Origin of the sequence: Pseudomonas sp. RtIB026, assembly GCF_016861355.2 — a bacterium.
Classification (GTDB): domain Bacteria; phylum Pseudomonadota; class Gammaproteobacteria; order Pseudomonadales; family Pseudomonadaceae; genus Aquipseudomonas; species Aquipseudomonas peradeniyensis.
This window is the reverse complement of sequence record NZ_AP023348.2, coordinates 5408127-5432661: the sequence shown is the minus strand read 5'-3', so window position 1 is coordinate 5432661 and position 24535 is coordinate 5408127. Positions and strand designations below refer to the sequence as shown.

19 protein-coding genes are annotated in these 24535 nt (G+C 64.8%); 12 read left to right on the top strand and 7 right to left on the bottom strand.

Translation table 11 applies throughout. The features are described 5' to 3' along the window. Positions 1-93: 93 nt before the first annotated feature. Complete coding sequence (locus PRtIB026_RS24320) at positions 94-972, bottom strand: LysR family transcriptional regulator (RefSeq protein ID WP_203650956.1); 879 nt, start codon at positions 970-972, stop codon at positions 94-96. A gap of 97 nt (positions 973-1069) precedes the next feature. Between PRtIB026_RS24320 and PRtIB026_RS24315 the strand changes: the two genes are divergently transcribed. The 8 genes from PRtIB026_RS24315 to tadA all read left to right on the top strand — a co-directional run bounded on the left by PRtIB026_RS24315 (position 1070) and on the right by tadA (position 10133). Next, positions 1070-1825: a sulfite exporter TauE/SafE family protein gene (locus tag PRtIB026_RS24315; RefSeq protein ID WP_203650958.1), complete on the top strand. Its 756-nt coding sequence runs from the start codon at positions 1070-1072 to the stop codon at positions 1823-1825. Between the two features lie 50 nt (positions 1826-1875). Then, on the top strand, positions 1876-2433 hold the full coding sequence (locus PRtIB026_RS24310; RefSeq protein WP_110738328.1) for a sugar ABC transporter ATPase: 558 nt from the start codon (positions 1876-1878) through the stop codon (positions 2431-2433). Positions 2434-2520: 87 nt separating this feature from the next. Next, positions 2521-3990 carry an IMP dehydrogenase gene (gene guaB / locus PRtIB026_RS24305; RefSeq protein ID WP_050704157.1) on the top strand — a complete coding sequence of 490 codons (1470 nt, stop codon included), beginning with the start codon at positions 2521-2523 and terminating at the stop codon, positions 3988-3990. 75 nt (positions 3991-4065) lie between these two features. Continuing rightward, positions 4066-5643: a glutamine-hydrolyzing GMP synthase gene (gene guaA, locus PRtIB026_RS24300; protein WP_050704158.1), complete on the top strand. Its 1578-nt coding sequence runs from the start codon at positions 4066-4068 to the stop codon at positions 5641-5643. A gap of 112 nt (positions 5644-5755) precedes the next feature. Further along, positions 5756-7147: an AAA family ATPase gene (locus PRtIB026_RS24295; RefSeq protein WP_203650964.1), complete on the top strand. Its 1392-nt coding sequence runs from the start codon at positions 5756-5758 to the stop codon at positions 7145-7147. A 3-nt stretch (positions 7148-7150) separates the two neighbouring features. After that, positions 7151-7813, top strand: coding sequence for a DUF4276 family protein (locus tag PRtIB026_RS24290; RefSeq protein ID WP_203650966.1), 663 nt, complete (start codon positions 7151-7153; stop codon positions 7811-7813). Between the two features lie 458 nt (positions 7814-8271). Continuing rightward, on the top strand, positions 8272-9654 hold the full coding sequence (locus tag PRtIB026_RS24285) for a multicopper oxidase family protein (protein ID WP_203650968.1): 1383 nt from the start codon (positions 8272-8274) through the stop codon (positions 9652-9654). Beyond that, the gene (gene tadA / locus PRtIB026_RS24280) at positions 9654-10133 is read left to right on the top strand and encodes a tRNA adenosine(34) deaminase TadA (protein WP_050704163.1); all 480 of its coding nucleotides are present in this window, start codon (positions 9654-9656) and stop codon (positions 10131-10133) included. The genes PRtIB026_RS24285 and tadA overlap by 1 nt, the downstream gene beginning before the upstream one ends. 144 nt (positions 10134-10277) lie before the next feature. Here the strand turns inward: tadA and mltF are convergent, their stop codons facing one another. After that, positions 10278-11735: a membrane-bound lytic murein transglycosylase MltF gene (mltF, locus tag PRtIB026_RS24275; RefSeq protein ID WP_203650969.1), complete on the bottom strand. Its 1458-nt coding sequence runs from the start codon at positions 11733-11735 to the stop codon at positions 10278-10280. A 359-nt stretch (positions 11736-12094) separates the two neighbouring features. On the opposite strand from mltF, the gene purL reads away from it, so the two are divergent. Together purL and PRtIB026_RS24265 are read left to right on the top strand one after the other, a co-directional pair. After that, positions 12095-15994 carry a phosphoribosylformylglycinamidine synthase gene (gene purL / locus PRtIB026_RS24270; protein WP_203650970.1) on the top strand — a complete coding sequence of 1300 codons (3900 nt, stop codon included), beginning with the start codon at positions 12095-12097 and terminating at the stop codon, positions 15992-15994. Between the two features lie 2 nt (positions 15995-15996). Continuing rightward, positions 15997-16308 (top strand): NGG1p interacting factor NIF3, encoded by a 312-nt coding sequence (locus PRtIB026_RS24265; protein WP_203650971.1) that lies wholly within the window; start codon positions 15997-15999, stop codon positions 16306-16308. An 88-nt stretch (positions 16309-16396) separates the two neighbouring features. Here the strand turns inward: PRtIB026_RS24265 and nagE are convergent, their stop codons facing one another. From nagE to PRtIB026_RS24240, 5 genes are read right to left on the bottom strand one after another with little or no spacing between them, the layout of a single operon-like run. Then, positions 16397-18055, bottom strand: a complete 1659-nt coding sequence (nagE, locus tag PRtIB026_RS24260) for an N-acetylglucosamine-specific PTS transporter subunit IIBC (protein ID WP_203650972.1) — start codon at positions 18053-18055, stop codon at positions 16397-16399. A gap of 12 nt (positions 18056-18067) precedes the next feature. Then, positions 18068-20611, bottom strand: a complete 2544-nt coding sequence (gene ptsP, locus PRtIB026_RS24255) for a phosphoenolpyruvate--protein phosphotransferase (RefSeq protein ID WP_267813132.1) — start codon at positions 20609-20611, stop codon at positions 18068-18070. 18 nt (positions 20612-20629) lie between these two features. Continuing rightward, positions 20630-21652: an SIS domain-containing protein gene (locus tag PRtIB026_RS24250; RefSeq protein WP_234561687.1), complete on the bottom strand. Its 1023-nt coding sequence runs from the start codon at positions 21650-21652 to the stop codon at positions 20630-20632. Next, positions 21649-22737, bottom strand: a complete 1089-nt coding sequence (nagA, locus tag PRtIB026_RS24245; protein WP_203650977.1) for an N-acetylglucosamine-6-phosphate deacetylase — start codon at positions 22735-22737, stop codon at positions 21649-21651. The genes PRtIB026_RS24250 and nagA overlap by 4 nt, the downstream gene beginning before the upstream one ends. An 11-nt stretch (positions 22738-22748) precedes the next feature. Beyond that, on the bottom strand, positions 22749-23480 hold the full coding sequence (locus PRtIB026_RS24240) for a GntR family transcriptional regulator (protein ID WP_232855941.1): 732 nt from the start codon (positions 23478-23480) through the stop codon (positions 22749-22751). A 535-nt stretch (positions 23481-24015) separates the two neighbouring features. On the opposite strand from PRtIB026_RS24240, the gene PRtIB026_RS24235 reads away from it, so the two are divergent. Both PRtIB026_RS24235 and PRtIB026_RS24230 read left to right on the top strand, forming a co-directional pair. Then, positions 24016-24255, top strand: a complete 240-nt coding sequence (locus PRtIB026_RS24235) for a hypothetical protein (RefSeq protein ID WP_203650978.1) — start codon at positions 24016-24018, stop codon at positions 24253-24255. Next, on the top strand, positions 24252-24491 hold the full coding sequence (locus PRtIB026_RS24230) for a DUF3077 domain-containing protein (RefSeq protein WP_050704173.1): 240 nt from the start codon (positions 24252-24254) through the stop codon (positions 24489-24491). The genes PRtIB026_RS24235 and PRtIB026_RS24230 overlap by 4 nt, the downstream gene beginning before the upstream one ends. The last annotated feature ends 44 nt before the right edge of the window (positions 24492-24535 follow it).

Below are 24535 nucleotides of genomic sequence, written 5' to 3'. Positions count from 1 at the left end.
CAGTTCTTCAGCGTTGCCGTAGAGATTGCCGGGGCTGCTTTGCAGCCCTTTCGCGGCACAAGGCCGCTCCTACAGGGTGTTTGCGCCGAGACCTCACTTTTTCATCGCCGCCACAAACTGCTGCACCAGCTCCCCGGCATCCCGCCGACAAGCCAGCGCCACGGTACTTTGGCACGCCTCGGCCAGCGGCACGAAGGTGACCGAGGGCGGGGCGATCTCGCGCATGCTTGCCGGCAACAAAGCTACCCCGAACCCGGCCTGGATCAACTGCAGTTGCGTGGTCTTGCGCGACACCACCTGCGCCGCCTGGGGATAGAATCCCTCGTTCATGCACAGCGACGCCGACAGGTAGCTCAGCCCGCCGCGCTGACGATGGGGAATGGAGATGAAGCGCTCCTCGCGCAGTTGCCCCAGCCGAACACTGCCCGCCGTGGCCAGTGGGTGGTTCGCCGCCACCGCCAGCAGCAGGGGCTCGTCGAACAACGCATGCAGCTCCACGCCCTCGTGCTGGCGCAGTACTGGCAGGCGCAACAGGCCGATCTCCAGCCGTCCCTCGGCGATGTCCTCCAGCTGCGCTTCCGACGATTGCTGGGCGATTTCCAGGGATACGCCAGGGTTAGCCTCGAGGTAGGTGCCGAGGCGCTGCAGCAACTGCCCGGTCAGCGGCACGGTGCTGGAGTGGTTCAGACGCAAACTGCCGCGCAGGCCTTGGCCAACTTCGCGGGCCAGGCGTTCGGCCTTGTCCAGGTCGGCCAGCAGGCGCCGGGCGCGGTCGAGGAAGGCCAGCCCGGCGGCGGTAAGCCGTGGCTGGCGAGCGGTGCGCTCGAACAGTGCGGACCCCAGGTGCAGCTCCAGCTCCTTGATCTGTCGGCTGAGGGCCGACTGGGCGATGTACAGCCGCTCGGCGGCGGCACTGAAGCTGCCGGCCTCGGCAATTTCGACGAAATAGCGCAGCTGACGGATCGAAGTCATGTCATGCCTTTTCCAGATGGCTCATGGCGTAAAGGCATATTAGTCGGCATGGCTTGTCGCTGGCTAACCTTCAGTGGTCTCCCGAGGAACTGTCGCGATGCTCGCTCAATTGTCGTTTTCCACGCTCGACTGGCTACCCATCCTGCTGGGTGTGGGGGTGGCCTATATCGTCTTCGGCATCGCCGGCTTCGGCACCGCGCTGGTCGCCGGCCCCGTGCTGATCCACTTCATGCCGTTGTCGCGGATCATTCCGTTGCTGGTGTTGCTGGACTTCGTCGCCGCTTTCGGCAACCTGCTGCCGTCGCGGCGTGACGTGGTGCGCGGCGAGTTACTGCGGCTGCTGCCGTTCATGGCCGTGGGCTGCACGCTGGGCGTGGTGTTCCTGCTGCGCCTGAAGTCGGATGTCCTGCTGTTGCTGATGGGGCTGTTCGTCACTGCCTACGCGGTCTATGGCCTGGCGGTGAAGGTGCGGCCGGCGAGCTTGTCGGCCGCCTGGGCGGTGCCCATGGGCACGGTGGGCGGGTTGTTCGGCGCCCTGTTCGGCAGTGGTGGCTTTTTATACGCGATCTACCTCAGCGCACGGCTGGAGGCCAAGGAGCAGGTGCGGGCGACCCAGGTCGCACTGATCAGTTGCAGCACGGTGGTGCGCCTGTCGCTGTTCCTGATCGCCGGGGTATATGCCGACGTCAGCCTGTTGCTGCTGGCCGCCTGCCTGTTGCCGGTGATGTTCGCCGGTACCTGGCTGGGACGGCGGCTGACCCTGAGGCTATCCCGCGAGGCCTTCGTGCGATTGATCACCTGGCTGGTGCTGGCCAGCGGCCTGGCGTTGATCGGTCGCTACCTGAGCGCCTGAGCAGACGGTAGAATTGAGTGATTACCGCAGTTCGCAGGCCCGCCCCAAGCATGAACACCCAGAGCATCATCGTCCCCAAGCTGTCCACCGTGCCGGTTCACGAAGCCCGTGCCCGCGCCATCCTGCGCTGGCTGGTGCGCGAGAAGATCGTCGAGGAGCAACTGAGCACCTGCGGTCGCACCGGCAATCGTATGGGCCATGCCCTGGCCGAAGGGGCGCGCAAGGTGGCCCTGCACCCCGAGAAGCTGCCGTTCGGCGCACAGGTCAATGGTCTTGAGGTGATGCTCAAGCGCTGCATCTATACCCCTACCGACGGATTTCTCGAGGAGGCCGGCTGCCCGGAATGCCGGCGGGAGGTGGGCGAGCCGCTGTTCGAGAGCCTGGAGGAATGGATGCCGGGGGTGAGCGACAACTTCACCTGCCCGCTGTGCGGATTCGAGGACGACATCAATGGCTTCCTCTACCTGCAGCCGTGTGCCTTTTCCAACCTGGGGTTCATCTTCAACAACTGGGGCGAGGCCGGGTTCACCCAGGCCTTCCTCGACAGCTTCGCCGACTGGCTGGACCAGCCGGTGGCGGTGGTGCAGGTAAAACTGCCGCAAGGCTGACCGAAGGCCCTTATTTTGCATTGAGCGGCGCGCCATGGATGGGTATAATGGCGCGCTTCCATTTTTCCCCTTCCGGGAGCCCCCGCGATGCTGCGTATCAGCCAAGAAGCCCTGACCTTCGACGATATCCTCCTTGTACCTGGCTACTCCGAGGTACTGCCCAATGAAGTCAGTCTCAAGACCCGTTTGACTCGTGGCATCGAGCTGAACATTCCCCTGGTCTCCGCCGCCATGGATACCGTGACCGAAGCGCGCCTGGCCATCGCCATGGCCCAGGAAGGCGGCATCGGCATCATCCACAAGAACATGACCATCGAGCAGCAGGCCGGCGAAGTACGCAAGGTCAAGAAGTTCGAGGCCGGCGTGGTCAAGGACCCGATCACCATCGACGCCGACGCTACCGTGCGCGACCTGTTCGACCTGACCCGCCTGAACAACATCTCCGGCGTTCCGGTACTGGCGAACGGCGACCTGGTCGGCATCGTCACCTCCCGTGACGTGCGCTTCGAAACCCGCCTGGACGCCAAGGTCCGCGACGTGATGACCCCCAAAGAGCGTCTGGTCACCGTCCGCGAAGGCGCCGACAAGAACGAAGTCCGCGAGCTGCTGCACAAGCACCGCCTGGAAAAAGTCCTGATCGTCGACGACAAGTTCGCCCTCAAGGGCATGATGACCGTCAAGGACATCGAGAAGGCCAAGGCCTACCCGCTGGCCAGCAAGGACGACCAGGGTCGCCTGCGCGTCGGCGCCGCGGTCGGCACCGGCAAGGACACCGGCGAGCGCGTTGCCGCCTTGGTGGCCGCCGGCGTTGACGTGGTGGTGGTGGACACCGCCCACGGTCACTCCAAGGGCGTGATCGACCGCGTTCGCTGGGTCAAGGAAACCTACCCGCAAGTGCAGGTCATCGGTGGCAACATCGCCACCGGCGCCGCCGCCAAGGCCCTGGCTGAAGCCGGCGCCGACGCGGTCAAGGTCGGTATCGGCCCAGGCTCGATCTGCACCACCCGTATCGTCGCCGGTGTCGGCGTGCCGCAGATCAGCGCCATCGCCAACGTCGCCGCCGCACTGGAAGGCACTGGCGTGCCACTGATCGCCGACGGCGGCATCCGTTTCTCGGGTGACCTGTCCAAGGCCATCGTCGCTGGCGCCTCGTGCGTGATGATGGGCTCGATGTTCGCCGGTACCGAAGAAGCACCGGGTGAAGTCGAACTGTTCCAGGGCCGTTCCTACAAGGCCTACCGCGGCATGGGCTCGCTGGGTGCCATGGCACAGGCGCAAGGCTCCTCCGACCGTTACTTCCAGGACTCCTCGGCCGGTGCCGAGAAGCTGGTACCGGAAGGCATCGAAGGCCGTGTGCCATACAAGGGCGCCCTGGCCGCGATCATCCACCAGCTGATGGGCGGCCTGCGTTCGTCCATGGGCTACACCGGCAGCGCGACCATCGAAGAGATGCGCACCAAGCCGGAGTTCGTGCGCATCACCGGTGCCGGCATGGCCGAGTCCCATGTGCATGACGTGCAGATCACCAAAGAAGCCCCTAACTACCGCGTAGGCTGAGGCTTCCAGCAATAGCAAGCGGGGCTGTCATGACAGCCCCGTGTCGTTTCCGATTTCCACTGACGAGATTGAGTCATGGCCCTCGACATTCACGCTCACCGCATCCTGATCCTCGATTTCGGTTCCCAGTACACCCAGCTGATCGCCCGCCGCGTGCGCGAGATCGGCGTGTACTGCGAACTGCACCCGTTCGACATGGACGATGAAGCGATCCGCGAATTCAACCCGCGCGGCATCATCCTGGCCGGTGGCCCCGAGTCGGTCCACGAAGCCAACAGCCCGCGCGCCCCGCAGGCCGTGTTCGACCTGAAGGTCCCGGTGCTGGGCATCTGCTACGGCATGCAGACCATGGCCGAGCAGATGGGCGGCAAGGTCGAAGGTTCCGACCTGCGCGAGTTCGGCTACGCCCGTGTCGACGTGGTCGGCAAGAGCCGCCTGCTCGACGGCATCGAAGACCATGTCGATGACGACGGCGTGCTGGGCCTGGACGTGTGGATGAGCCACGGCGACAAGGTCACCCAGATGCCGGGCAACTTCAGCGTACTGGCCAGCACCCCGAGCTGCCCGATCGCCGGCATGTACGACGACGCCCTGGGTTACTACGGCGTGCAGTTCCACCCGGAAGTGACCCACACCAAGCAAGGCGGTCGCATCCTGTCGCGCTTCGTCCAGGACATCTGTGGCTGCGAAGCCCTGTGGACCGCCTCGAACATCGTCGAGGACGCCATCGCCCAGGTGCGCGCACAGGTCGGTTCGGCCAACGTCCTGCTGGGTCTGTCCGGCGGCGTCGACTCCTCCGTGGTTGCCGCGCTGCTGCACCGCGCCATCGGCGACCAGCTGACCTGCGTGTTCGTCGACAACGGTCTGCTGCGCCTGCACGAAGGCGACCAGGTGATGGCCATGTTCAAGGAGAACATGGGCGTCAAGGTGATCCGCGCCGATGCCGAGAAGCAGTTCCTCGACAACCTGGAAGGCGAAGCGGACCCTGAGAAAAAGCGCAAGATCATCGGTCGCACCTTCATCGACGTGTTCGATGCCGAAGCCAGCAAGCTGGACAACATCCAGTTCCTCGCCCAGGGCACCATCTACCCCGACGTGATCGAGTCGGCCGGCGCCAAGAGCGGCAAGGCCCACGTGATCAAGTCGCACCACAACGTCGGTGGCCTGCCGGAGGAAATGAACCTCAAGCTGGTCGAGCCGCTGCGCGAGCTGTTCAAGGACGAAGTGCGCAAGATCGGCCTGGAACTGGGCCTGCCGTACGACATGGTCTACCGCCACCCGTTCCCGGGCCCAGGCCTGGGCGTGCGCATCCTCGGTGAAGTGAAGAAGGAATACGCCGACATCCTGCGTCGCGCCGACCACATCTTCATCGAAGAACTGCGCAAGGCCGACTGGTACCACAAGACCAGCCAGGCGTTCGTGGTGTTCCAGCCGGTCAAGTCGGTCGGCGTCGTCGGCGACGGCCGTCGCTACGCCTGGGTTGTGGCCCTGCGTGCCGTCGAGACCGTGGACTTCATGACCGCGCGTTGGGCGCACCTGCCGTACGAGCTGCTGGAAACCGTCAGCGGCCGTATCATCAACGAAATCGACGGTATCTCGCGCGTTACTTATGACGTGTCGAGCAAGCCGCCGGCCACCATCGAGTGGGAATGATAACGTAGCTTGCTACTGAACGGGCGCTGTACCTCTCTGGGAACAGCGCCCGTTTGCGTTTAGGGTGGCCATGTTTTAAAAAGGCGATACCCACTGGACCGAAGGGAACCGTATGCTCACGCGCCTCGAAATAGATGGATTCAAGACCTTCGAGAATCTTCAAATTGATTTGACACCTTTTACTGCGATCGTCGGAAATAACGCAGCCGGTAAAAGTAATCTGTTCGATGCGATTCAGCTGCTCTCTAGTCTCGCGGTGCGTGATGTTGCCGAGGCTGTTAAAGAAATGAGAGGTGAGCCGCTCGAGCTATTTCGCCAGACTCCAAGTGGTAGGGCTAAGCAAATTCGATTGGCTGCTGAGGTGCTTGTCGATCCTGTTGTACGTGACCCGTGGGGTAGCGAGGTAAAGCTAACTCATACCCGTATGCGCTATGAGGTTACTCTTGAGCGGCGTGAGATTCGAAATGGTATCGAACGTATTCAGGTGGCGCATGAGGCTGTTCGCCCGATTATGCGAAAAGACGATCGATGGGCTGACGCGGTAAAACCATCGAAGGGCTTTCGCGCTGCGTATTTGAAGTACCTCCGCAGCAAACCTTGGTTAACAACGGAAGAGCGAGCAAGCGGTCCGACATTCGATATACATCAAGATGGTAAGCAAGGACGCAATCGGCCTGCCAGCGCAGCAGAAGCGACGGTTCTCTATAGTATTACTAATGCGGAGTTTCCACATCTCTTCGCATTGCGAGAGGAAATGCGTCACTGGAGGCTTTTGCAGCTAGATCCGACACTTTTGCGTAAGCCGGTGGCTGTAACTGCGTCAGATACTCTAAATTCTGATGGCGCTAATTTGGCTGCCGTGTTAGCTCAGTTGAAAATGGAAACACAAAGCGCCGCACGGCCAAACGGCGTTTTGAGTGATATAGCGGCAGAACTGAATAATCTTATCCCAGGAATAAAAAAGCTAGATGCCGAGCTGCATGATGCCAGCCGCGAATACCGAATCGAATTGACAATGCGTGATGGGCTGCCTTTCTCTTCTCGTGTGGTGTCGGATGGTACTTTGCGAGTTCTAGCACTACTCACCCTGTTGCACGATCCTCGTCATCGTGGACTTATTTGCTTTGAAGAGCCGGAAAATGGTGTTCACCCTGCCAGGGTGAAACTATTGGTGCAGCGCTTAAGGGATATGGTTAGTCAACCTGACGATTTTGAAGTTGGAGAGGAAGTAGCTCCACTCAGTCAGCTTCTGTTGAACAGTCACTCTCCTGTGGTGCTCTCGGCATTGATTGACAAGAGCTATCACGCAATCGAAGGAGCTGTGCTTTTCGCCGACACATCCACGGTCAGTGATCCATCAATCGGTGAAAGTAGACGGAAAACACGACTTCGCCCTGTTCGTACGCGTCCTCAGGGTGATCTTTTTGACGATGAAAGCAATCGAGATTTTGTATCAGATTTCGAAGTCAGAACAGTGTTGGAAACTGCGAGTGCGGAGGGCTGATTCATGCGGTATTTGGGGTTGGCTCTTTTTGCGGAAGGTTCCACTGACTACTATTTTCTTCGACCGTTACTCCAGCGCCTATGTGAAGATATCTGTGCGCATGATGCCGCGTATCCCATTGAGGTCAGTGAGGTCTTGGGACTAGATGACCCAGAGACTAAAGACCGCTTGCCACGCGTAGAACGTATAGCGCAATCCGCTGCCATGGCGAGAGGTGCCTGGAATATCTTATTTGTTCATACTGATGGTGCCAATGATCCGCAGAGGGCTCGACAGCAGCTCGTTCAGCCAGGACTCGACCTTGTTCACGACACCATGGGTGGTGAAGGGGCGGGAGTGGGAGTGGTACCGATTCGTGAAACTGAGGCTTGGGTCATAGCTGATGGTAACGCGCTCCGATGTGCATTTGGCACAGAACTTACTGATCAGCAACTGGGCTTGCCAGCTGTTCGAAATGTTGAAGGTGTAGCCGATCCGAAAGCCATTTTACGAGGAGCGTTTACATCTACGAATCCACCGAGTAGGCGTTTGCGGCAGGGTGTGTCCCCCTATCTCAATACGTTGGGTGAGCAAGCGTCGCTTGAAGTGTTGCGAAATTTGGCTAGTTTTCAAGCGCTGGAAACTGAGCTGCGGTTGGCGCTGCGGAAATTGGGTTTTTTACGTTAACATCGCAATGAGCTTGCAACGCATTTTTATGAGCAGCTGTATTGAGCGTTGATTAGCAATGTTCCCGATGACGCCAGCAGAGATAGCCCTTGTTGTGCTGAATGGTGCTGTTTAATTGCCACAATACAGGTGAGATAGGGCTGGTATGTCCTCCTGGTAGCGTAAAATGGAATGATTTGGCCGGCGGAGACGGTTGTTCACAGATGCAGCAGGCGCTTTTGGTCACGCTGTCTCCCGTATCGTGAGAGGCGCATGGATGGCACTGCAGATAGGCATTTCCTAGGTCGTAGGCGGCGGTGTCCTCGGGGGCCAGGCATTAGGCGCAGGCAGTCGGCGCCTTAACAACCCTGCGACAAGACTTCACTTAATCTTTCGCAAATGCAGGTGTATCGTATTCGCCCCTCATCGCCAGCCGCTGCTGGCAGACTGATTGCGCAGAACACGAGGTACCCGCACCGATGTCCTTTACCCGTCGACAAATGCTCAAGGGCCTGACCGGCCTCGTAGTGGTAGGCCTGGGCGCCGGAGGCGCGGCACGCTACTGGTTGGGCAAGGTCGAGGACGACAACGCCGGGCACGACTATGAGCTGATCGCAGCGCCCCTGGACGTCGAGCTGGTGCCGGGCTTCAAGACCGAGGCCTGGGCCTTCGGCCCGTCGGTGCCGGGCACCGAGCTGCGGGTGCGTCAGGGCACCTGGCTGCGGGTGCGTTTCATCAACCATCTGCCCGTCGAGACCACCATTCACTGGCATGGCATCCGTCTGCCGCTGGAGATGGACGGTGTGCCCTATGTCTCGCAGTTGCCGGTCAAGCCGGGCGAATACTTCGACTACAAGTTCAAGGTGCCGGACGCCGGCAGCTACTGGTATCACCCGCATGTCAGCAGCTCCGAAGAGCTGGGTCGCGGCCTGGTCGGGCCGTTGATCGTCGAGGAGCGCGAGCCCACGGGCTTCCGGCATGAGCGCACCCTGAGCCTGAAGAACTGGCACGTGGACGAGCAGGGCGCCTGGCTGCCGTTCAGCATCCCCCGCGAGGCGGCCCGCAACGGCACGGCTGGGCGCCTGATCACCATCAACGGCCAGGCTGATTCGGTTACCGAGCTGCCGGCCGGGCAGGTGGTGCGGGTAAGGCTGCTGAACTTGGACAACACCTGGACCTACCGCTTGAACCTCAAGGGCAACTGCGAGGCGATGATCTACGCCCTCGATGGCAACCCGATCACTCCACGGCCGCTGGACGACGAGTACTGGCTCGGGCCGGGCATGCGCATCTGCCTGGCGATCCGCATCCCCGAGGCGGGTGAAGAGATCTCCCTGCGTGATGGCTTCGTGCGCCTGGGCACCTTGCGCTCGGTGGCCAGCAGCGAGGCGCCCGGCGACTGGCCCAAGGCCCTGCCGCCCAACCCGGTGGCCGAGCCGGACCTGGAGAACGCCGAGAAGCTCAACTTCAATTTCGAATGGGTCGGCAAGGTCTCGGTGAACACCGAGAACGGCAAGCCGCCGAGCCTGTGGCAGATCAACGGCCAGGCCTGGGACATCACCGACAAGACCTGTGCCGACCGGCCGATCGCCACGCTGCAGAAGGGCAAGAGCTACATCCTCGAGCTGAAGAACATGACCCAGTACCAGCACCCGATCCACCTGCATGGCATGAGTTTCAAGGTGATCGCCTCCAATCGGCGCAAGATCGTCGAGCCGTGGTTCACCGACACCTACCTTCTGGGCAAGAACGAGCGGGCGCAGGTGGCGCTGGTGGCGGACAACCCGGGTACCTGGATGTTCCACTGCCACGTCATCGACCACATGGAAACCGGCCTGATGGCCGCGATCGCGGTGGTCTGATGCGACCGCAGATCATCGATCGCAGCCGCGACCAGGAATTCATGCGCCTGGCCCTCGATTTGGCGGCCCAGGGCGCGGCCCTGGGCGAGGTGCCGGTGGGGGCGGTGCTGGTGCAGCATGGCCAGGTGATCGGCCAGGGCTTCAACCGGCCGATCATCGACAGCGACCCCAGCGCCCACGCCGAAATGGTGGCGATCCGCGCTGCGGCCAAGTCGGCCAGCAACTACCGGTTGCCGGGTAGTACCCTGTACGTGACCCTGGAGCCATGCAGCATGTGCGCGGGGTTGATCGTCCATTCGCGGGTGGCGCGGGTGGTCTATGGGGCGCTGGAGCCCAAGGCGGGGATCGTGCAGAGCCAGGGGCAGTTCTTCAGCCAGGGGTTCCTCAACCATCGGGTGATGTTCGAGGGTGGGGTGCTGGCAGAGGAGTGCGGAACGATCTTGAGTGAGTTCTTCAAGGCGCGGCGGGCGAAAGCCTAGCTGACACGATCCCTGTAGGAGCGGTCTCGTGCCGCGAAAGGGCCGCAAAGCGGCCCCAGCGATCTTTGCTCAACTCTGAAATCCTGGGGCCGCTGCGCAGCCCTTTCGCGGCACAAGGCCGCTCCTACAAAGGACGGTGGCGTGTCACATCGGCGGCGATTGTTCCGCCGGCTTGTCCTTGTTCACCGCCGGCACATGCAGGTTGCCCTCGGCCACCTGGCCTTCGAGCTGCGGCTGCGTGACCCAGGTGAGGATGTCGTAGTAGCGGCGGATGTTGGCCACGAAGTGCACCGGCTCGCCGCCGCGGGCGTAGCCGTACTTGGTCTTGCTGTACCACTGCTTCTGCGACAGGCGCGGCAGCATCTTCTTCACGTCCAGCCACTTGTTCGGGTTCAGGCCTTCGCGCCTGGCCAGGGTGCGGGCGTCTTCCAGGTGGCCGCTGCCGACGTTGTAGGCGGCCAGGGCGAACCAGGTGCGGTCCGGCTCCTTGATGCTGTCGTCGAGCTGGTCCTTGACCAGCATGAAGTACTTGGCGCCGCCCTGGATGCTCTGCTTGGGGTCCAGGCGGTTGGACACGCCCATGGCCTGGGCGGTGCGCTGGGTCAGCATCATCAGGCCGCGCACGCCGGTCTTGGAGGTGACCTCGGGCTGCCACATCGATTCCTGGTAGCCGATCGCGGCGAGCAGGCGCCAATCGACCTGCTCGACCTTGGAGCTGGTCTTGAAGTGCTTCTCGTACTTGGGCAGGCGCTGCTGCAGGTGCTGGGCGAAGGTGTAGGCGCCGACGTAGCCGAGGACATCGACGTGGCCGTAGTAACGGTCCTTCAGGCGCTGCAGGGTGCCGTTCTTCTGCGACTTGTCGAGAAACTCGTTGATCTCGTTGAGCAGGCTGTTGTCTTCGCCGGCAGCCACCGCCCAGCGCTGGTCGCGGGTGTCGCCCAGGTCGAAGGCCACGCGCACATTGGGGAAGTACACCTGGTTCATGGCCAGCTCGTTGGAATCGACCAGGGTCAGGTCGATCTGGCCCTCGTCGACCATGCGCAGCAGGTCGACCACCTCGACGGCGTCGGACTCCTCGTACTCCAGCCCCGGGTTCTGCTTTTTCAGCTCGGCGAGCTGGTCGGCGTGGCTGCTGCCCTTGAGCACCATGATCTTCTTGCCCACCAGCCCTTTGGCGCTGGTCGGCCGCGAGCGGCCATTGCGATAGATGACCTGCGGGGTCACTTCCAGGTAGGGGTGGGAGAACTTCGCCTGGGCGGCGCGGCGCTCGCTGCTGACCAGGCCGGCGGCGGCCAGTACCGGGCCGGACGGCTTGCCCAACTGGTCGAACAGCTCGTCGAGGTTGTCGGCGGTCTCGATCTCCAGCTTCACGCCCAGGTCGTCGGCGAAACGCTTGACCAGTTCGTATTCGAAACCGGTTTCGCCGTTGCGGTCCTGGAAATAGGTGGCCGGGCTGTTACGGGTAATCACGCGCAATACGCCATCCTCCTTGACGCGTTCGAGGGTGCTGGGTTTTTCAACGCAGGCACCGAGCATCAGGAAGAGTCCGGTTGCGAGGAGCCATTTGGCGCATCGCTGGCGCAAAGCAGTGTGGGCGAACATAGGGTGCAGTATACGCAAAGGACCGGCGGCGCCATATCTCGACAATGGTTGGCAGGTCTGCTAGCGGGTTTTGTGCAGAAGCGGCTCGATTCCTTTGTAGGAGCGGCCTTGTGCCGCGATGGGCTGCGTCAGCGGCCCCCAAGGGTTTTCCCAGCACAGCAGTGAATTTGGGGCTGCTGCGCAGCCCATCGCGGCACAAGGCCGCTCCTACAGGGATCGCGCGAAGCCGGTGGTTTTTTTGACCCCTGGGTCCGGTTCCACCGCCCGGCAGCATTGGCTTTGAGCGGGTGCCGAAAGCCTGCGAATTAGGCTAGAATGCACGGCCTCTAAGCACACCCCTTCCTGAGGCTGTCCCGACGATGTTGATCCTGCGCGGCGCTCCTGCCCTTTCTGCCTTTCGCCACGGTAAATTACTCGAGCAACTGAGCCAGAAAGTCCCCGCTGTTACTGGTTTGTATGCCGAATTCGCCCACTTCGCCGACGTCGACGGCGAGCTGACCGCCGACCAGCAGCAGGTGCTGGGCCGTCTGCTCAAGTACGGCCCGAGCGTGCCGGTGCAGGAGCCAGCCGGCCGCCTGTTCTTGGTCGTGCCGCGTCTGGGCACCATCTCGCCCTGGGCATCCAAGGCCAGCGACATCGCCCACAACTGCGGCCTGCAGTCGATCCAGCGCCTGGAGCGCGGTATCGCCTACTACGTCTCCGGTAACCTCAGCGACGCCGATGCTCAAACCATCGCCGCCGAACTGCATGACCGCATGACCCAGCGCGTGCTGGCCCAGCTGGAGCAGGCTTCCGACCTGTTCAGCCACGCCCAGCCCAAGCCGATGACCTCGGTGGACATCCTCGCCGGTGGCCGCGCCGCCCTGGCGCAGGCCAACATCGACCTGGGCCTGGCCCTGGCCGAAGACGAGATCGACTACCTGGTCAACGCCTTCCAGGGGCTCAAGCGCAACCCCAACGACATCGAACTGATGATGTTCGCCCAGGCCAACTCCGAGCACTGCCGCCACAAGATCTTCAACGCCAGCTGGGACATCGACGGCCAGGCGCAGGAGAAGAGCCTGTTCGGCATGATCAAGAACACCTACCAGATGCACAGCGAAGGCGTGCTGTCTGCGTACAAGGACAACGCCTCGGTGATCGTCGGCAGCGTCGCCGGCCGCTTTTTCCCGAACCCTGAGACCCGCCAGTACGGCGCGGTGCAGGAACCGGTGCATATCCTGATGAAGGTCGAGACGCACAACCACCCGACCGCCATCGCCCCGTTCTCCGGCGCCTCCACCGGCTCCGGCGGCGAAATCCGCGACGAAGGCGCCACCGGCCGTGGCGCCAAGCCCAAGGCTGGCCTGACTGGCTTCACCGTATCCAACCTGCGTATCCCGGGCTTCGAGCAGCCATGGGAGAAACCGTACGGCAAGCCTGAGCGTATCGTCGACGCCCTCGACATCATGATCGAAGGCCCACTGGGCGGCGCCGCGTTCAACAACGAATTCGGCCGCCCGGCGCTGACCGGCTACTTCCGCACCTTCGAGCAGGGCATCAACACCCCGCACGGTGAAGAGGTGCGTGGTTACCACAAGCCGATCATGCTCGCCGGCGGCATGGGCAATATCCGTGAAGACCACGTGCAGAAGGGCGAGATCACCGTCGGCGCCAAGCTGATCGTGCTCGGCGGCCCGGCCATGCTGATCGGCCTGGGTGGCGGCGCCGCCTCGTCGGTGGCCACCGGCGCCAGCTCCGCCGACCTGGACTTCGCCTCGGTGCAGCGCGAGAACCCGGAAATGGAGCGCCGTTGCCAGGAGGTCATCGACCGCTGCTGGCAGCTGGGCGACAAGAACCCGATTGCCTTCATCCACGACGTCGGCGCCGGTGGTATTTCCAACGCCTTCCCGGAACTGGTCAACGACGGTGGCCGCGGTGGCCGCTTCGAACTGCGCAACGTGCCCAACGACGAGCCGGGCATGGCCCCGCACGAGATCTGGTCCAACGAGTCGCAGGAGCGCTACGTGCTGGCGGTCAGCGCCGAAGATTTCGAGCGCTTCCAGGCTATCTGCGAGCGCGAGCGCTGCCCGTTCGCCGTGGTCGGTGAGGCCACCGAAGAACCGCACCTGACCGTTACCGACAGCCACTTCGCCAACACGCCGGTGGACATGCCGCTGGACGTGCTGCTGGGCAAGCCGCCGCGCATGCACCGCTCGGTCACCCGCGAAGCGGAGCTGGGCGATGAGTTCGACCCGAGCACCCTGGAACTCAAGGACTCGGTCGAGCGCGTCCTGCGTCACCCGGCCGTGGCCAGTAAGAGCTTCCTGATCACCATCGGCGACCGTACCATCACCGGCCTCGTGGCCCGCGACCAGATGGTCGGCCCATGGCAGGTACCGGTGGCCGACTGCGCCGTCACCGCCACCAGCTTCGACGTCTACACCGGTGAAGCCATGGCCATGGGCGAACGCACGCCGCTGGCCCTGCTCGACGCCCCGGCGTCCGGGCGCATGGCGATCGGCGAGACCCTGACCAACCTGGCGGCCTCGCGCATCGAGAAGCTGTCCGACATCAAACTGTCGGCCAACTGGATGTCCGCCGCCGGTCACCCGGGCGAAGACGCCCGTCTGTACGACACCGTCAAGGCCGTCGGCATGGAACTGTGCCCTGAGCTGGGCATCACCATTCCGGTCGGTAAAGACTCGATGTCGATGAAGACCCAGTGGAGCGAAGCGGGCGAGCAGAAGAGTGTCACCTCGCCGATGTCGCTGATCATCACCGGCTTTGCCCCGGTCACCGACATCCGCAAGACCCTGACCCCGCAGCTGCGCATGGACAAGGGCGAGACCGACCTGATCCTGATCGACCTGGGCCGTGGCAAGAACCGCATGGGCGCCTCGATCCTGGCGCAGACCCACGGCAAGCTGGCCGCCCAGGCGCCGGACGTCGATGACGCCGAAGACCTCAAGGCGTTCTTCGCCGTGGTCCAGGGCCTGAACGAAGACGGCCACCTGCTGGCCTACCACGACCGTTCCGACGGCGGCCTGCTGACCACCGTGCTGGAAATGGCCTTCGCCGGCCATTGTGGCCTGGAGCTTGAACTGGGCACTCTGACCAGCAAGCGCGAGAAAGTCGCGGCCATCCTCTTCAACGAAGAGCTGGGCGCGGTGATCCAGGTCCGTCAGGACGCCACGCCGGATGTACTGGCGCAGTTCAGCGCCGCTGGCCTGGGCGAGGATTGCGTCGCCGTGATCGGCCAGCCGATCAACAACGGTGAAGTGCTGATCAACTTCGAAGGCGAAGAACTGTTCAACGGCGAGCGTCGCCTGCTGCAGCGCCAGTGGGCCGAGACCAGCTACCAGGTCCAGCGCCTGCGCGACAATGCCGATTGCGCCGACCAGGAATTCAACGCCCTGCTCGAAGAAGACAACCCGGGCCTGTCGGTCAAGCTGGGCTACGACGTCAACGACGACATCGCCGCGCCGTACATCAAGAAGGGCGTGCGCCCGCAAGTGGCGATCCTGCGCGAGCAGGGCGTCAACGGCCAGGTCGAGATGGCTGCGGCCTTCGACCGCGCAGGCTTTGCTGCCATCGACGTGCACATGAGCGACATCCTCGCCGGCCGTGTCGACTTTGAAGCGTTCAAGGGCCTGGTGGCCTGCGGCGGCTTCTCCTACGGCGACGTGCTGGGTGCAGGTGAAGGCTGGGCCAAGTCGGCGCTGTTCAACGCCCGTGCCCGCGATGCCTTCCAGGCCTTCTTCGAGCGTACCGACAGCTTCGCCCTGGGCGTGTGCAACGGTTGCCAGATGATGTCCAACCTGCACGAGCTGATCCCGGGCACCGAGTACTGGCCGCACTTCGTGCGCAACCGCTCGGAGCAGTTCGAAGCTCGCGTGGCCATGGTCGAGGTGCAGAAATCCAACTCGATCTTCCTCCAGGGCATGGCCGGTTCGCGCATGCCGATCGCCATCGCCCACGGCGAAGGCCATGCCGAGTTCGCCAGCGAGGAAGCACTGCTGGAGGCCGACCTGTCCGGTTGCGTGGCCCTGCGCTACGTCGACAACCACGGCAAGGTCACCGAAGCCTACCCGGCCAACCCGAATGGCTCGCCGCGTGGCATTACTGGCCTGACCAGCCGCGACGGCCGCGTGACCATCATGATGCCGCACCCAGAGCGTATGTTCCGCGCGGTGCAGAACTCCTGGCGCCCGGATGAGTGGCAGGAAGACGCGGCGCTGATGCGCATGTTCCGCAATGCGCGGGTGTGGGTGAACTGAGGGTGTACAAGCTCGCCTTCTTCGTCCCCGACAGCCATGTCGAGGTGGTCAAGGCCGCCGTGTTCGCCGCCGGTGGCGGACGCATCGGCGACTACGACCACTGCGCCTGGCAGACCCTCGGCCAGGGCCAGTTCCGCCCGTTGGACGGCAGCCAGCCGTACCTCGGGCAGACCGGCCAGGTCGAGGTGGTTGAGGAGTGGAAGGTGGAGCTGGTGGTGGCTGATGCGCTGATCGGCCAGGTGGTTGCTGCGCTCAAGCAAAGCCACCCGTATGAAACGCCGGCTTATGAGGTCTGGCCGCTGGCTGACTTCTAGAACGGCGTCGAATGTCATCGCGGGGCAAGCCCGCTCCCACGAGGTTTATCAAGTGCCTCGTGGGAGCGGGCTTGCCCCGCGATGCTTTTCAGCCCTGTAAGGCAGTGCCCAGTGCTGGCGCCTTGCTGCCCACCAACAGATGCCACACCCCACCCGCCTGCGGACTAACTCCCTGGCAGCCCAAGGCGGCCAGGCGTTCCTGCTCTACCTTGCCCTCATCCCTGACTCGCACCCGCACCCGGCTCGAGGCCACGCACTGCGCCTCCAGCACATTCTCGCGCCCGCCCAGGGCCTGCAGCCATTCATCCGCAACGACCGTCTCGGTGACCACGGCGGCCTTCTCGGCAACCGGTGCCGCCACCCGCGCATGAGGCAGTTCTGCGCGAATCTCGTCGGCCAGCGCATCGGCCATCGGCCCCACCACCACCTGCAGGCTGCCACCGGTACCGGGACGCACCACCGCGAGGGCGCCGAGGGCTTTCAGGTCCTGGTCACGGGCCAGGTTACGGTCAGCCAGTACCAGGCGCAGGCGCGTGGTGCAGGCATCCACGCCTTGCAGGTTGGCCGCGCCGCCGAGGGCGTCGATGTAGCGTCGGGCCCGTGGCGCATCGCTGCCCTCGGCCTGGCTGGCCGCCTGTTCTTCGCGGCCAGGTGTCTTCAGGTCGAAACGGCGGATGCAGTAGTCGAACACGAAGTAGTAGACCAACCCATAGAGCACGCCCACCGGGAACACCAGCCAGCCGTTGCTCGAGCGTCCCCAGCCCAGGGCCATGTCGATGCCGCCGCCGGAGAAGGTGAAGCCCAGGCGGATCCCCAACAGGTCGCAGATGGCCATGGACAACCCGGTCAGCAGTGCATGGATCATGTACAGCAGCGGCGCCAGGAACATGAAGGCGAATTCGATCGGCTCGGTCACTCCGGTCAGCGCCGAGGTCAGTGCCATCGACAGCAGCACCCCGCCGATCAGCTTGCGCCGCTGTGGCAGGGCGTGGCGGTACATGGCCAGGCAGGCGGCGGGTAGGCCGAAGATCATCACCGGGAACATGCCGGTCATGAACTGCCCGGCGTCAGGGTCGCCGGCGAAGAAGCGCGCCAGATCGCCGGTGACCACCTGGCCGCTGGCCGCCTGGAAGCTGCCGAAGACGAACCACACCAGGTTGTTGAGGATATGGTGCAGGCCGGTGATGATCAGCAGCCGGTTGAGCACGCCGAAGAAAAACGCGCCGATGCTGCCGCTCTCCAGCATCAGCTGGCCGAGTTCGTTGATGCCGTGCTGGATCGGCGGCCAGATCAGGCCGAACAGCAGCCCGAGAAACACCGCCGATACCCCGGTGGCGATCGGCACGAAGCGCCGGCCGCCGAAGAACGCCAGGTAGTCCGGCAGCTGGATGTCCTTGAAGCGGTTGTACAAGCCGCCGCCGAGCAGGCCGCAGATGATGCCGGCGAGCATGCCCATGTCGATCTTCGGATCGATCACCTTCAGCGTCGCCACCAGCACCAGGTAGCCGATGGCGCCGGCCAGGCCCGCGGTGCCGTTGTTGTCGCGGGCGAAGCCGACGGCGATGCCGATGGCAAAGATCAGCGCCAGGTTGGCGAAGATCGCTTGCCCGGCGTCATGCACCAGGGCGATGTCGAGCAGGTCAGTGTCGCCCAGGCGCAGCAACAGGCCGGCGATGGGCAGGATGGCGATGGGCAGCATCAAGGCGCGGCCGAGCCGCTGCAGGCCCTGGATGAAGTGCTGGTACATGGTGCGCTCCGATTATTGTTGTAGGGCCACGGGGGCCGCAGGTTGGGCGTTGGGTTGCGCGGCGAAGTCACGGCAGGCCTGGCGTACCGCACCGGCGCTGGCCAGGCCCAGCAGGCCCTGGCTGAAGCGGCGGCAGGCACTGGCATCGAGCTGGCGGACCAGAGCCTTGATCTCGCCGATCTGCGGCGCGCTGACCGACAGCTCGGCCACGCCCAGGCCGACCAGCACGGGCGTGGCCAGCGGATCGCTGGCCAGCGCGCCGCACACGCCGACCCAGCGCCCGTGTTTCGCCGCACCCTGGCAGGTCAGCCCGATCAGGCGCAGCAGTGCCGGGTGCAGGGCATCGACCCGCGCGGCCAGCCCGGCATGGTCACGGTCCATGGCCAGGGTGTACTGGGACAGGTCGTTGGTACCGATGGAAAAGAAGTCTGCGTGCTCGGCCAGACGCTCGGCGAGCAGCGCCGCGGCCGGCACCTCGATCATCACCCCCAGTTCGGCGCGAGTCGTCACGCCCAGCTCGGCGGCCAGCCGGTCGAGGCGCTGGCGGATGGCGATCAGCTCGTCGACCTCGGTGACCATCGGCAGCATGATTCGGCAGCGCCGCTGCGGGCTGACCTGGAGCAGGGCGCGCAGTTGCTGGTCGAGCAGCTCCGGGCGCACCTGGCCCAGGCGGATGCCGCGCAGGCCCAGTACCGGGTTGGCCTCGGCCGGCAAGGGCAGGTAGTCGAGCTGCTTGTCGCCGCCGACGTCGATGGTGCGGATGATCACCGGGCGCTCGGCCATGGCGTCGAGCACCGCCTGGTAGGCGTTGCGCTGTTCGGCCTCGTCCGGTGCGGTGGGGCGGTCGATGAACAGGAACTCGCTGCGCAGCAGGCCGATGCCGTCGGCGCCCTGGGCGAGGGCCTGGGCGGCCTCGTCGGCGCTGGCGACATTGGCCGCGACCTCGATCAGCTGGCCATCGCGGGTACGCGCGCTTTCCTGCGCGGCAGCCTGCTGGCGCTGACGGATCTCGCGGCGTTGCTGCAGGTGGCAGTGGACCTCGGCCAGGCGTTGCGGGGCGGCCTGGGTTTCCAGGCGGCCCTGGTCGGCGTCCAGCACCAGCGGCGTGCCGGCGGGCAGGTCGAGTAGCGCTTCGCCCAGGGCTACCAGGCATGGCAGGCCGCGGGCACGGGCGAGGATGGCGACGTGCGAGGTGGCGCCACCGGCGGCCATGCACAGCCCGGCGACATCGTGGCGGGCGAGCAGCAACAGGTCGGAGGGGGTCAGTTCGTGGGCGACGATGATGGCTGCCGGCGGCAGGCGCAGTTGCCGGGTTTCGCCGAGCAGGGCGCGCAGTACTCGTTGCTGCAGGTCGTACAGGTCGTTGGCGCGCTCGGCCAGCAACGGATTGCCGAGGCTGCGCAGGACCTGACACTGGGTCTCGATGGCGCGGCTCCAGGCATGGCTGGCGGCGACGCCGCCGGCGATATGCTGGCGGGCGTCGCCGAGCAGGGCCGGGTCGTCGAGCAGGGCCAGGTGGGCCTCGAGGATCGCAGCTGCGTCCTCCTGGCCGCGAGGCAGGTGGCGCCAGTCGCGGTCGATGGCATGGCGGACCTCGGCCAGGGCAGTGTTCAGTGCCTGGTGCTGTTCGGTGGGGTCGTTGTCGCCGCTGTCCGCCGGCAGGCTGATGCCGTCCAGGCGCGCCAATGGCCCGAGGGCGAGGCCGGGGGCGGCGCAGACGCCGTTGAGCACGCCGGGCTCGGCATTGGGTTTGGGCGTGGCGGCGCTGGTGGGCGCATGGGTGGTACGGCGCTCACCGGCCGAGGCGGTCTGCACCGCGGCGATTAACGCCTGCAGCGCGGCCTGGCTGTCCGGCCCGGTGCAGATCAGTTCGACTTCGGCACCTTCGCCAACGCCCAGGCCCATGACCGCCACCAGGCTATTGAGGTCGGCCTCGCGCTCGGCGAAACGCAGCACGGCATGGCACTGGAAACCCTGCGCGGTCTGGCGCAGCAGGGCGGCGGGGCGGGCGTGCAGGCCGCCGTGATGGGCGACCCGGGCATGACCGCGTGCGCACTCATGGCTGACCGGTCGTGCCTGCGCTTCGCTGCCCGTGGCCTCGACCTCCAGCAGCGCCGCGCCCAGGCGCGCAGTGCCTGTCTCCAGCCGCATCAGGCCAAAGCCCGGGCCATTGCTGACCAGCATCACGGTGACCAGGCTGACGCAGTGCTGGGCCACCAGGTCCATGTCGAAGCGCACCAGCGGTTGTCCCAGGGTCACCTGGTCGCCCAGCGCCACCAGCGGCGAGAAGCCGCGCCCCTGCAACTGCACGGTGTCGACACCGATATGCAAAAGGATTTCCGCACCGTTGGCCGCGCGCAGGGTCAGCGCATGGCCGGTGCGCGCCAGTTGCACCACTTCGCCGGCGCAGGGCGCGTGCAGCACGTCGTTCAACGGGTCGATGGCGACGCCGTCGCCCAAAGTGCCGCTGCTGAACACCGGATCCGGTACCTGGTCCAGCGGTACCTGCGGTCCGGCGAGCGGGGCATGGAGGATAATCTTGTTATTGTCGGGCATGCGCTGTTCCTCGCGGCTTCACTGCGTGCAGGTCACTTTGCTCAGGTGACGCGGTTGGTCGGGGTCGAGGCCGCGGGCCTCGGCCAGGGCCGCGGCCATGATGTAGAAGCTCTGGATCGCCAGCAGCGGGTCCAGGGCCGGGTGTTCGGCGCAGCTCAGGGTGAGGTCGCGCCCGGCGATATCGGCCGGCGCCGCCAGCAGCACGCGGGCGCCGCGCTGGCGCATGTCGGCGGCCAGTTGCAGCAGCCCGGCCTGCTCGACGCCACGGGGGGCGAACACCAGCAGCGGGTACTGGGCATCGATCAGGGCCATCGGGCCATGGCGCACTTCGGCGCTGCTGAAGGCCTCGGCCTGGATCACCGAGGTTTCCTTGAGTTTGAGCGCGGCTTCCTGGGCGATGGCAAAGCCCGCGCCACGGCCGATCACCATCAGGCGCTCGCTGTCACGCAGGGTGTCGATGACCGGGCTCCAGTCCTGCGCCGCGGCCTCGCGCAGCTGCGCGGGCAGGGCCAGGCCGGCTTCCAGCAGGGCGCGGTCCTGGCCCCAGTGGGCGACCAGGCGGGCGCCGGCAGCCAGGGTGGCGACGAAGCTCTTGGTCGCCGCCACCGACAGCTCAGGGCCTGCGCACAGCGGCAAGTGGTGCTGGCAGGCCTGCTCCAGGGGCGAGCCTTCGGCGTTGACCAGCGAGACCGTGGTCGCCCCGCACTGGCCCAGGCGCCGCAGGCTGTCGACCAGGTCCGGGCTCTGGCCCGACTGCGAGAAGCCCAGCGCCACCTGGCCACGCACCCGCAGCGGTGCCTGTTGCAGGGTCACCACCGACATCGGCAGCGAAGCCACCGGCAGACCCAGCTGCTGCATGGCGATGTAGGCGAAGTAGCTGGCGGCGTGGTCCGAGCTGCCCCGGGCCACGGTCAGCGCCACTTGCGGATCGAGCCGGCGCAGCTGTTCGGCCAGGGTTTGCAGGCGTGGGTCCAGCGTCTGCGTCTGGCGTTCGACGACCTCGGCGCAGGCGCGGGCTTCTTCGAGCATCCTTGAACTCATGCGGTTTCTCCTTCGATCATCACGGCGGTCAGGTTCAGTTGGCGGTCCAGCAGCACCGCATCGGCCCAGGCGCCCGCTTGCAGGCGGCCACGGTCGGCGATGCCGAGATAATCGGCGGGATGGAGTGACAGGCGCTCGGACGCTTCGGCCAGCGGCAGGCCGATCTTCACCAGATTGCGTAGCGCTTGGTCCATGGTCAGGGTACTGCCGGCCAGGGTGCCGTCGGGCAGGCGCACGCCGCCCAGGCACTTGGTCACGGTGTGGCTGCCCAGGCGGTATTCGCCATCGGGCATGCCGGCGGCGGCGGTGGAGTCGGTCACGCAGTACAGGCAGGGGATCGAGCGCAGGGCCACGCGCATGGCGCCGGGGTGCACGTGCAGCAGGTCGGGAATCAGTTCGGCGTAGCGGGCGTGGGCCAGGGCCGCGCCGACGATGCCCGGCTCGCGGTGGTGCAGCGGGCTCATGGCGTTGTACAGGTGGGTGAAGCTGGTGGCACCGGCCTCCAGCGCCGCCACGCCTTCTTCGTAGCTGCCCAGGGTGTGGCCGATCTGCAGGCGGATGCCGCGCTGGCTCAGGGCCTGGATCAGCGGCAGGTGGCCGGCGACTTCCGGGGCGATGGTGATGACCTTGATCGGCGCCAGGGCCAGGTATTGCTCGACCTCGTCGAGCAGCGCCTGGTGGGCGAAGTTCGGCTGTGCACCGAGCTTGCCGGGGTTGATGTACGGGCCTTCCAGGTGCACGCCGAGGATGCGCGCGCCCTGGCGCGGTTGCCTGAGGTGTTCGCCCAGTTCGGCGAGCACGCGGGTCAGCTCCTCGCGGGGCGCGGTCATGGTGGTGGCCAGCAGCGAGGTGGTGCCGAAGCGCCGATGGGTGCGGGCGATGGTGGCGAAGGCGTCGCCGCCCTGCATGATGTCGCTGCCGCCACCGCCGTGCACGTGCAGGTCGATGAAACCGGGCAGCAGGTACGGCAGGTCGTTGGCCTGCGGGTCGCACGGCGTGCCGTCGATGGCCCGGATGCGGCCGTTTTCCAGGTGCAGTTGTCCGCGCACCCAGCCGTCGGGGGTGAGGATATTGGCGATTTCCATGGGGGCTCCGGTCAGCGTCGCAGTTCGGCGACGAAGTCGTAGTAGTCGTTGCGGCAGTAGGTGTCGGTCAGCTCGATGGCGGTGTTGTCGTCGAGGTAGCCGATACGGGTCATCAGCAGCATGGCGGTGCCGGGGGCGATGCCCACCTGGGCGGCCAGCTCTTCGCTGGCGTTGATTGCGCGGATGTGTTGCAGGGCGCGGACCACCGGACGGCCGAGCCGGTCGAGGTGCTGGTAGAGCGAGTCGCCGATGGCCTGCGGGTCGCCAAGAAGGCGGGCGGGCAGGGTGCTGACCTCCACCGCCATGACGATGTCGTCGGCCTTGCGCAGGCGCTTGAGGTGGACCACCTGGTCGGTGGGCGACAGGCCGAGGCGGATCAGTTCGTCGTTGCTCGGGGTGCCGATGCTGCGCTCGAGCCACTGGGAGCTGGGCACGAAGCCTTTCATGCGCAGCATTTCGCTGAAGCTCGACAGGCGTGACAGGGGTTGTTCGAGGCGTGGGGTGATGAAGGTGCCGGAGCCCTGGATGCGATGGATCAGGCCTTGTTCGAGCAGGACCTCGAGGGCCTTGCGCGCGGTGACCCGGGAGATGTCCAGGGTTTCGCTGAGGGTGCGCTCCGAGGGCAGCGCCTGGTCGGCGGTCCATTGGCCGGCGTGGATGGCCTGCTCAAGGTTGCGCGCCAGCTGCAGGTAGAGCGGGGTGGCGCTGGTGTCGTCGGGGCGCAGGGCCGATAGAGGACGCATGGGCGGTGTCCGGTATTATTGTTGGGTGGAAATTAATACCACTTTAATACCAGGTCAATACCACTGGTCAGGTTATCTGTCGTAATCCCTGGGGGCGCCTTGCGCCCCTTTCGCGGCACAAGGCCGCTCCTACAGGGATGCGCGTACTCCTGTGTAGGAGCGGCCTTGTGCCGCGAAAGGGCTGTGAAACAGCCCCAGCGATCTCAAGAACTGTCAGATATTTCCGAATCTGAAACCAAATGCTTCAGCCAACAAAGCTTGGGAACTATCCTACGCGCTTGCCGGAAGCCGCCGCGTTGTCGGGGAAATACCCCAGGGATAACTTCATCGGGTCGCCAGATTTGGTGACCAGGGTGTGAGAATCCTGGAGTACAAGTTTTTCGGCAGTCCCTTCATGGCAGCCGTGCACGGGCAGACTTCGGTCTGACCGGGTTTCTTGTGCCCCGGATTCTCACCCCGTTCACGGCTGCCACCCTTTGTCTTGTGAGAATTGCCATGGGATGGCGCTTCCTTGGAACGCACAAGAGTTGGACCTATGAAAAAAATCGTCCCCGATCCACCCCGTCTCGCACCCTTCATCAGTATCCGTTCCACGCTCACCCGCGAGGAGGCGATGGCCGCTGCTGTCGAGGTAGCCACCGCCATCTCCGATGTGCTCGATATCTACTTCCAGACCGAACCCGGAGAAGCCCAGGACCGCCTGTTCACCGCCAGCGACTACCTAGGCCAACTGGCCTGCGCCCTGCTCGAACACAAGCCGCAGGTCCGACCATGACTCGCGGACACACCGCCGGTCGCACGGTCTGCCTGGACCTGTTCAAGGTCGAGCCGGGTGTTTCCTTCGAGGACGCCTTCAGCGAGTTGTCGGTGCTGCTCGGCTGCATCCGCCACCTGACCTGCGAGGCGGAAATGGAGGGTGACCTGTTGGCCGGCAGCTCGGCGCGGATCCTCAGTGCCATGGCCAAGGCGTTGATCGATGACATGGAGGTGGGGTTGAACCGTTCCGGTTGAGCCGATGGCCCTATCGCGGGGCAAGCCCGCTCCCACGCAGAGTG

Bases quoted from the DNA above. Each gene is read 5' to 3' on its own strand.
- PRtIB026_RS24320 (WP_203650956.1), bottom strand. From the start codon at position 972: ATGACTTCGATCCGTCAGCTGCGCTATTTCGTCGAAATTGCCGAGGCC.
- PRtIB026_RS24315 (WP_203650958.1), top strand. From the start codon at position 1,070: ATGCTCGCTCAATTGTCGTTTTCCACGCTCGACTGGCTACCCATCCTG.
- PRtIB026_RS24310 (WP_110738328.1), top strand. From the start codon at position 1,876: ATGAACACCCAGAGCATCATCGTCCCCAAGCTGTCCACCGTGCCGGTT.
- guaB (WP_050704157.1), top strand. From the start codon at position 2,521: ATGCTGCGTATCAGCCAAGAAGCCCTGACCTTCGACGATATCCTCCTT.
- guaA (WP_050704158.1), top strand. From the start codon at position 4,066: ATGGCCCTCGACATTCACGCTCACCGCATCCTGATCCTCGATTTCGGT.
- PRtIB026_RS24295 (WP_203650964.1), top strand. From the start codon at position 5,756: ATGCTCACGCGCCTCGAAATAGATGGATTCAAGACCTTCGAGAATCTT.
- PRtIB026_RS24290 (WP_203650966.1), top strand. From the start codon at position 7,151: ATGCGGTATTTGGGGTTGGCTCTTTTTGCGGAAGGTTCCACTGACTAC.
- PRtIB026_RS24285 (WP_203650968.1), top strand. From the start codon at position 8,272: ATGTCCTTTACCCGTCGACAAATGCTCAAGGGCCTGACCGGCCTCGTA.
- tadA (WP_050704163.1), top strand. From the start codon at position 9,654: ATGCGACCGCAGATCATCGATCGCAGCCGCGACCAGGAATTCATGCGC.
- mltF (WP_203650969.1), bottom strand. From the start codon at position 11,735: ATGTTCGCCCACACTGCTTTGCGCCAGCGATGCGCCAAATGGCTCCTC.
- purL (WP_203650970.1), top strand. From the start codon at position 12,095: ATGTTGATCCTGCGCGGCGCTCCTGCCCTTTCTGCCTTTCGCCACGGT.
- nagE (WP_203650972.1), bottom strand. From the start codon at position 18,055: ATGTACCAGCACTTCATCCAGGGCCTGCAGCGGCTCGGCCGCGCCTTG.
- ptsP (WP_267813132.1), bottom strand. From the start codon at position 20,611: ATGCCCGACAATAACAAGATTATCCTCCATGCCCCGCTCGCCGGACCG.
- PRtIB026_RS24250 (WP_234561687.1), bottom strand. From the start codon at position 21,652: ATGAGTTCAAGGATGCTCGAAGAAGCCCGCGCCTGCGCCGAGGTCGTC.
- nagA (WP_203650977.1), bottom strand. From the start codon at position 22,737: ATGGAAATCGCCAATATCCTCACCCCCGACGGCTGGGTGCGCGGACAA.
- PRtIB026_RS24240 (WP_232855941.1), bottom strand. From the start codon at position 23,480: ATGCGTCCTCTATCGGCCCTGCGCCCCGACGACACCAGCGCCACCCCG.
- PRtIB026_RS24235 (WP_203650978.1), top strand. From the start codon at position 24,016: ATGAAAAAAATCGTCCCCGATCCACCCCGTCTCGCACCCTTCATCAGT.
- PRtIB026_RS24230 (WP_050704173.1), top strand. From the start codon at position 24,252: ATGACTCGCGGACACACCGCCGGTCGCACGGTCTGCCTGGACCTGTTC.